The sequence below is a fragment of the Sphaerochaeta halotolerans genome (assembly GCF_003429665.1).
Classification (GTDB): domain Bacteria; phylum Spirochaetota; class Spirochaetia; order Sphaerochaetales; family Sphaerochaetaceae; genus Sphaerochaeta; species Sphaerochaeta halotolerans.
On record NZ_QUWK01000004.1, the window covers coordinates 157859 to 166308 of the forward strand.

4 protein-coding genes and 1 CRISPR repeat array are annotated in these 8450 nt (G+C 40.3%); all 4 genes read left to right on the forward strand.

Annotated elements, in window-relative coordinates; all coding sequences use genetic code 11:
* Positions 1 to 173: 173 nt before the first annotated feature.
* From cas9 to csn2, 4 genes are read left to right on the forward strand one after another with little or no spacing between them, the layout of a single operon-like run.
* Positions 174 to 4373: a type II CRISPR RNA-guided endonuclease Cas9 gene (gene cas9 / locus DYP60_RS05120; protein WP_165849503.1), complete on the forward strand. Its 4200-nt coding sequence runs from the start codon at positions 174 to 176 to the stop codon at positions 4371 to 4373.
* Complete coding sequence (gene cas1, locus DYP60_RS05125) at positions 4370 to 5242, forward strand: type II CRISPR-associated endonuclease Cas1 (RefSeq protein ID WP_117329811.1); 873 nt, start codon at positions 4370 to 4372, stop codon at positions 5240 to 5242. Before cas9 ends, cas1 begins: the two co-directional genes overlap by 4 nt.
* A gap of 10 nt (positions 5243 to 5252) precedes the next feature.
* Positions 5253 to 5558 (forward strand): CRISPR-associated endonuclease Cas2, encoded by a 306-nt coding sequence (gene cas2, locus DYP60_RS05130; RefSeq protein ID WP_117329812.1) that lies wholly within the window; start codon positions 5253 to 5255, stop codon positions 5556 to 5558.
* Positions 5555 to 6232 (forward strand): type II-A CRISPR-associated protein Csn2, encoded by a 678-nt coding sequence (csn2, locus tag DYP60_RS05135; RefSeq protein WP_117329813.1) that lies wholly within the window; start codon positions 5555 to 5557, stop codon positions 6230 to 6232. Before cas2 ends, csn2 begins: the two co-directional genes overlap by 4 nt.
* Before the next feature lie 98 nt (positions 6233 to 6330).
* Positions 6331 to 8412: direct repeats of the CRISPR family, unit length 36 nt; unit sequence GTTTGAGATAGGTGTTATCTCATAGGGTAGCTGACC.
* Positions 8413 to 8450: the final 38 nt, after the last annotated feature.

The window sequence follows — 8450 nt, forward strand, 5'->3', positions numbered from 1 at the left end:
AAACTGGTAAACCAATACTTTGAGTGGTATAATTTGGCTAACAAACAAAGAAGCCTGCAAAAGCAAGCTCCCTGTACGCACATTGCGTGGTCCCGAAGGACGGTTTGAATAAATTTTTATTTGAACACTAGGTGTTGAGTTAGTCTTACACCAATAGATAGGAGATGTCAAGGATGAATACAGCTGTCAGCAAAGATTCCCGTGGGTCTGATTATTACCTAGGACTCGATATTGGAACAGCCTCTGTTGGTTGGGCCGTGGCAAATACAGATTATGAGCTGGTAAAGGAGCATAGGAAATATCTCTGGGGGGTAAGACTCTTTGATACTGCAGATACTGCTGCTGAAAGAAGGCTTCACCGAGCAGCACGTCGTAGGCATCAGAGAAGACTGCAACGACAAAGGCTTTTGAAAGAGATTTTTGAAGATAAAATTAGTGAAGTAGACCCTCATTTTTTTGAACGATTGAAGGAGAGTTCTTATCATAGAGAAGACCGAAGTGGAAACTTCCTTTCTACTCTGTTCAATGATGAATCATTCAAAGATACTGACTATTTTGCGAAGTTCCCAACAATCTTCCATTTGAGAAGTCATCTTATTCATCATCCTGAGGAAAGACCTGACATTAGAATTCTCTATCTGGCTATTCATAGCATCTTGAAGCATCGTGGTCATTTCTTATTCCCAGGGGAGTCTCTGGAGAGTATTTCTTCATTCAGCCTCCTTTTTGACGAGTTACTGAAGAACATTGAAACCTCACTACAATGCACACTTCATGTTTCATGTACGCCCGAGACCTTCGGAACAATACTGAAAAAGAAAAGAAGGACAGATAAAAAGAATGATTTGCAGGAAGTTCTAACACTCACCCGTACAACAGAGGAAGAGATAGAGGAAACACCAAAGAAACTTACATCAGAGTTGATAAAAGCGCTCTCAGGGACTCCGTTTTTACTTTCTATGCTTTTCGAAAACGATAGTTATAAAGATAGTGAACAAGACAAGATTGAGTTTGATAAAGAAGGTTTTGAAGACTTGAAAGAGTCCATTGAGGTGTTGCTTGAGCCGGAAGAATACGCCCTGATAGAGACTCTTGAAGGAATATATAACTGGACACTTTTGTCAGATATCTTAAACGGAGAGAAGTTTATCAGTGATGCAAAAGTAGCTTCCTACAGAAATCATAAAGATGACTTGAAGCAGCTAAAGCTATTGGTAAAAAAATATGCAGGGAGTGCATACTACAAGGCGTTCAAGGATCCTTCTATACAAAACAACTACGCCCACTATATTGGAACAGGGAATAAATCCGGAAAGAAGGTTCAGGTTGCTCACAAGGGTAAATGTTTGCAAGAGGATGTAAATAAATATTTTCACAATCTCCTGAAGCCCTATCAGAATGATGAGGATAGAGACTTGGATAATATGCTGGAAAAGCTAGAGCAGAAGAGCGCTCTTCCAAAACAGCGAGTAAGAGACAACAGGGTGATACCCCACCAGCTACATTTGAAAGAACTGCAGATCATCCTTGAAAATGCAAAAGCATATTACCCATTTTTGACAATTCCAGATGATGATGGATACACACCAACACAGAAAATTATCAGCATGATGACCTTTCGCATTCCTTACTATGTAGGGCCTCTAAATACCTCTCATATGGAGAAAGAGGGGAAGGAAGGATTCTGCTGGATGGTTAGACAACAGGGAAAGGAAGATGTGCCAATCTTTCCTTGGAACTGGACTGAGGTGGTCGATAAAAATGCTTCGGCAGAGAAATTTATCACAAGAATGACTAATTCTTGTACCTATCTCTTCAACGAGGAAGTATTACCAAAATTCTCACTGCTATATAACCGTTATATGGTTCTGAATGAGTTGAATAATCTTAAGGTAAATGGCGAACCCATATCGGTTGAGTTGAAACAGAAGATTTACAATGAGCTGTTTCTGCATTCTGGCAAGAAAACAATTACTTTGAAGATGTTACAGAAATTCCTGGTGGTTAATAATATTGTTAATAAGGGAGATGTTACAACGATCGAAGGAATTGATAACGGTTTTGCAAATTCCTTAAAAAGCCACATTGATTTTGCACCATATCTTGAGGCGAATATACTTTCTGTAGAAGATGTTGAGAAGATTATCGAATGGAAAGCCTACTACGTTGATGATGCAACAATTTTAAAAGAGAAAATTACACAAGAGCTTCATGAAAAGCTTACATCAGAACAAATTGATGATATTACCAAACTAGTTAGGAATTATAAGGGGTGGGGGCGTTTGTCACGGGCTTTTCTTGAAGATATCTATCATGTAGATCGTGCAACCGGCGAAGGATACTCAATTATCCATATGATGTGGGAAACGAATGAGAATCTCATGGAGTTGCTGAGCAGTAAATACGACTATCTGGATGAGATTCAGAGAATTAATAATGAAACACTTATCAACAAGAAATTTTCCTACGAATCATTGGTCAGACCACTTTCTGTCTCTCCTCCTGTCAAGCGACAGATCTGGCAGACGCTTCTCATCGTACATGAGTTGAAAAAAGTAATGGGAAAAGCGCCTAAGAGAGTGTTTATCGAGATGGCTCGTGAAGAACGTGAGAAAAAACGAACCACAAGCAGGAAGGAGAGTCTTCGCATACTCTATGATCGTTGTAAGAATGATATCTCCTTCAATAAAGCATTGCTGGAAAGTCTTGATACAAAGACTGATACTGAGTTGAGGAATGACAGACTCTATTTTTATTACACACAGATGGGACGATGTCCCTATTGTGGTGGTAAAATCGAACTTGATCAGATGAATAATACTCAGCTCTACGATATCGATCATATTTATCCTCAATCGCTTATTAAAGACGACTCTTTGAAAAATAGGGTACTAGCGCATAAGGCATGTAATGGCGAGAAAGGTAATAGCTATCCAATCAATCCACAGTGGCAGAATACGATGATTGGATTTTGGAAAGTGTTGCTAGACCGTAGTCTTATTTCCAAGGAAAAATATGCTCGTCTTACCCGCACAACTCCTCTAAGTGACGAAGAGCTTTTTGCGTTCATCAATAGGCAATTAGTAGAAACTCGGCAAAGTACTAAGGTTGTTGCGAGTATCTTGAAGAATCTGTTCCAGGACGAGGGGACTGAAATTGTGTATGTGAAGGCAAGGAATGTTTCAAGTTTCAGAACCGACTTTGAAATTAAGAAATCAAGATTGGTAAATGATCATCACCATGCACATGATGCGTATCTGAATATTGTTGTTGGAAATGCATACCATACCAAGTTTACAGGGGATGCGCGTAATTTCATCAAGGAGCTAAAAAGAGGGGATCAGTATTACAATGCCAGTAACATTTTCTCACGCTCTATTCAACGTAATGGAAGATTAGCCTGGATTGCTGATGAAAGGTATGACGCTAATAAAGGTAGACCTAAAAGCGAAAAGCAAGAGACCGGTACCATTGCGACAATCAGAAAAATGTTACGTAACCATCAGGTCTTGGTGACAAGGCAAGCGGTGGAGGTATCAGGAGCTCTGTTCAAGTTGCAGCCACTAAGGAAGAAAAAGAATTTGCTTCCTTTAAAAGGTTCAAGTCAAACTCTACAAGACACTACTAAGTATGGAGGATATAATGCGCCTGCGACGGCCTACTTCGCATTAGTTCAACATGAAAAGAAAGGTAAGGAAGTGAGGCAATTTGTTCCTGTGCCCATCCTTTATGCTGAACTGTTCAAGCAGAACCCTGGAACTCTTTTGAAATACTGTGAGGAAGAACTTGATTTGATTAATGCTAAGATAGTAATTCCTCAGATTTTGCTTCACGAACTTGTGCAATTGAAAGGATATACTATGAGCTTAAGTGGTATTACTGGACCTCAGACTGTTGCGAATAATGAGATTCAACTTGTACTTTCAGATGAGGATTATGACTATGTAGCCCAAATAGAAAAATACCTTTCTCTATTGAAGAAGGTGAAGGATCCCGAAGTACAAGAGAATGCTGAGATTCTTGCCGAGAGTCTCCATATCTGCAAGCAGGATAATCTCACTTTGTATGAACTACTGTTAGCCAAGGAACGAGGTTCTATTTACAGGTATCGTCCTGCGAACCAAGCAAAATTTCTGGAAGAAAAAAGATCTATATTTGAGTCTTTGGATATAAAGGGACAGTGTGAGGTATTAGTTCAGATCATCAATCTTTTTACCTGCACCCCGGAAAGTGCAAACTTAACGAAACTAGGAGGAGGGTCAAGTTCCGGTATTGTGAAATTCCAGTCTCAGATTACTGATAAAGAAGCTAGGTTGATTCATCAATCTCCCACTGGTATTTTTACTAAGTCAAGACGTGTATATGAGATATGAGTTGGCGAATAGTTGTTATATCAAAGCGTGCAAAGCTTGAGTATAAGATGAATTATCTCGTGGTCAGAGATACTGAAATGCTTCGGATTCATTTGAGTGAGATCCATACGTTGATCATAGAGTCAACAGCAGTATCTCTAACTGCTATGTTGGTTGCGCAATTACAGGAGCGCAAGATTAATATCATTTTTTGTGACAACCATCGTAATCCATTGAGTAATGTTCTTCCTTTGTATGGTTGCCATAATGCCACAGAAAAGGTGAAAAGTCAGATTGCTTGGAAGAGAGAGATCAAAGATCAGGTATGGACACGAATAATTTACGAGAAAATTACAAATCAAGCAAATGTATTAAAGCAGACACGTCCTGACTTAGCTGAGAAGCTTACAGGGTATGCAAGCTCAATAACAGCAGGAGATAGGACAAACCGTGAAGCGCATGCAGCAAAGGTATATTTTAATGCACTCTTTGGTAATGAATTTTCTAGGCATAAGGATTCGCCGATCAACGCTGCATTGAATTATGGGTATACAATTCTCTTATCTGCCATCAACAGGGAGATTGTCATAAATGGATATCTTACCCAACTAGGAATATTCCATGACAATGCTTTTAATCAATTCAATCTTTCAAGTGACCTTATTGAGCCATTGCGATCGCTTATAGACAAGGAGGTTGTCTCATGGGGATCCTTTGAAGAATTTACTAGTAATCAAAAGATGCGCCTAGTGGATGTTATGAATTGTCAGGTAAATATGGCTGATAAACGTATGCAATTCGTGAATGCACTGGGAATATATTGTCGTAGTGTCTTGGAATCCTTAAGTGAACAGAATCTCGATTTGATTCAGTGTATGGAATATGAATAGGTACCGTTTTATGAGAGTGATTGTAATGTTCGACCTCCCAGTTTTGACCAGTGCTCAACGGAAAGCATATCGGAAGTTCCGAAAATGGCTAGTTGGTGCCGGATTTGTTATGTTGCAGGAGTCAATCTATTCAAAGCTGGTATTGAATCCAACTGCAGCGCAATTCTTGAAAGCACAAATACGTAGTCAAGAAGTCAAAGAAGGAATCGTTCAGGTCATGGTGATTAGCGAAAAGCAATATGAGAACATAGAGTTCATTGTAGGGGAAGTTCAGTCTGATACCCTTTCGGATATGAGGAGGCTTGTAATTCTGTGAAACTTATTCATAACCAAATTGAAACACAGATATACTTCGATTGTGAAACGTCCTATACGCTAGTTGTTGAATCGCCCATTGTCATGAACAGGCTTGTATCTGATCTAAAATCACAAATTCGGGGTGAAGAAGGCGGGTTTGTATATTCAGAGAATAATCTTAAAGAAGTAGATATTGCTGCTGAATGTGAACTGATTATAGATCCGTTTGTGTCTGCAGACGACAACAAGAAATTCGCCTCCAAATTATTACAATCTTTAAAAATGGTTGCCAATCAGGAGGACTTCTTTGAACGAACAGCTCAGATAAAATCTGCTTTGTTGCAGTATGCTTTGACAATCATGCAGGATTGCGATGAATCTCTCACATATAAGGATGAGATAGATACCGGTACATTGCTGAAGGTTTTTAGTTTTATGTTTGATTTTGATGATCCCAGCCCAATTGAAAATCTCGTTACCTACGTTAAAGTTGCAAATAAGTACTTGGAAAAGAACCTTTTTGTTTTAGTGAACGTGAAGAGTTTTTTTACTGATGAAGAGCTCAGCTATCTTGTTGATACTATACATGGAATGAAGTGTAATGTTCTTTTTTTGGAGAGTTATTACCATAAACCCTTTGATAATAAGGAAAAATATAGTATAATAGATATAGATCAATGTGAGATTTTCTAGAGAAGGAAAGGTTGAAAATGCTCAAACTGAAACAGCTAACGTATGTTTACATAAATCAGGCATCTGTTGTAAAACATCAAAATACGCACGTTGTTGATGTTTGAGATAGGTGTTATCTCATAGGGTAGCTGACCTTGTCGTTGCTTTTATTTGTCCAGTCTTGAGTTTGAGATAGGTGTTATCTCATAGGGTAGCTGACCACAGCTCGTCGTATAGGAGGGGAACATGGAGTTTGAGATAGGTGTTATCTCATAGGGTAGCTGACCACCTCCAAAGGTAACAAGGTAACAAGGTAAGTTTGAGATAGGTGTTATCTCATAGGGTAGCTGACCACGACTTCGTTTCTGATTACATGCACATAGGTTTGAGATAGGTGTTATCTCATAGGGTAGCTGACCTGATGCCAAGGTCCATCGCCTTCTCCAGGAGTTTGAGATAGGTGTTATCTCATAGGGTAGCTGACCGTCGCGTAGATTGCGAGATGCGCCAAGGCAGTTTGAGATAGGTGTTATCTCATAGGGTAGCTGACCCCTGCCTGCCGATGAGGGTCAGCATGTTGTGTTTGAGATAGGTGTTATCTCATAGGGTAGCTGACCAAAATAGTAGGCATCTTTACTCCTCCTTGCGTTTGAGATAGGTGTTATCTCATAGGGTAGCTGACCTTAAACCAATCTTTGTATCTTTTTGTTTCTGTTTGAGATAGGTGTTATCTCATAGGGTAGCTGACCCCACTTACGGTGATGATGCCGAGTGCCGATGTTTGAGATAGGTGTTATCTCATAGGGTAGCTGACCCCTACGGCAAATAGGAGACAGGACAATGGGGTTTGAGATAGGTGTTATCTCATAGGGTAGCTGACCCCTCCGAAGCTGACTGTGCGAAAATCTTCTGTTTGAGATAGGTGTTATCTCATAGGGTAGCTGACCCCCTTATTGTGGGAATGAGCTTGTCCCATGGTTTGAGATAGGTGTTATCTCATAGGGTAGCTGACCGGGTACAGACGCACAAAACAGGGCCTTTCAGTTTGAGATAGGTGTTATCTCATAGGGTAGCTGACCAATAGGTACAATCCTTTCAGGAGCAATGAGGTTTGAGATAGGTGTTATCTCATAGGGTAGCTGACCCGGGTCTTAAAAACTATAAACGTGCTTATCGTTTGAGATAGGTGTTATCTCATAGGGTAGCTGACCAATTATCACCAAGCAGTGTGATGAAATCTCGTTTGAGATAGGTGTTATCTCATAGGGTAGCTGACCTTAAACCAATCTTTGTATCGTTTTGTTTCTGTTTGAGATAGGTGTTATCTCATAGGGTAGCTGACCAGGGAGTCCATGCTGCAAAGCAGTTGATCGGTTTGAGATAGGTGTTATCTCATAGGGTAGCTGACCGATAAACAGGGAGAAATGATATCTCTCTGAGTTTGAGATAGGTGTTATCTCATAGGGTAGCTGACCTCTATGGTGAGACAGTATACTCTTTGCTTGGTTTGAGATAGGTGTTATCTCATAGGGTAGCTGACTCCGAAAGTTGTAAAAATGTACAAGGTATCGGTTTGAGATAGGTGTTATCTCATAGGGTAGCTGACTTGTCGTTCACGTTCTTCTGCAACCATACACGTTTGAGATAGGTGTTATCTCATAGGGTAGCTGACTTTGACACCGGCATATCCCAACCTGCGATATGTTTGAGATAGGTGTTATCTCATAGGGTAGCTGACCACTGATACCTTCCCGTCCGATGGTTCTTGGGTTTGAGATAGGTGTTATCTCATAGGGTAGCTGACCACAGATTGACAGCGCTACCAGTTATCAGCAGTTTGAGATAGGTGTTATCTCATAGGGTAGCTGACCGCATCCCGCCGGCCTTGGCCGTCATGTACAGTTTGAGATAGGTGTTATCTCATAGGGTAGCTGACCTTTTTTCTTCAATCAAATTCTCATCCCTATGTTTGAGATAGGTGTTATCTCATAGGGTAGCTGACCCAGAGCCTGAAACAGCAAAGGGACCCTTTGGTTTGAGATAGGTGTTATCTCATAGGGTAGCTGACCTTACAGTTGCCTGCCTTACTTGTACATGCTGTTTGAGATAGGTGTTATCTCATAGGGTAGCTGACTGTGTCTACTCTCTTTGGTGACACAGAGGTTGTTTGAGATAGGTGTTATCTCATAGGGTAGCTGACTATGAGAATGGTTCACTTAATCCCAATCCTTGTTTGAGA

Coding starts and splice junctions, on each gene's coding strand:
- cas9 (WP_165849503.1), top strand. CDS start 174: ATGAATACAGCTGTCAGCAAAGATTCCCGTGGGTCTGATTATTACCTA.
- cas1 (WP_117329811.1), top strand. CDS start 4,370: ATGAGTTGGCGAATAGTTGTTATATCAAAGCGTGCAAAGCTTGAGTAT.
- cas2 (WP_117329812.1), top strand. CDS start 5,253: ATGAGAGTGATTGTAATGTTCGACCTCCCAGTTTTGACCAGTGCTCAA.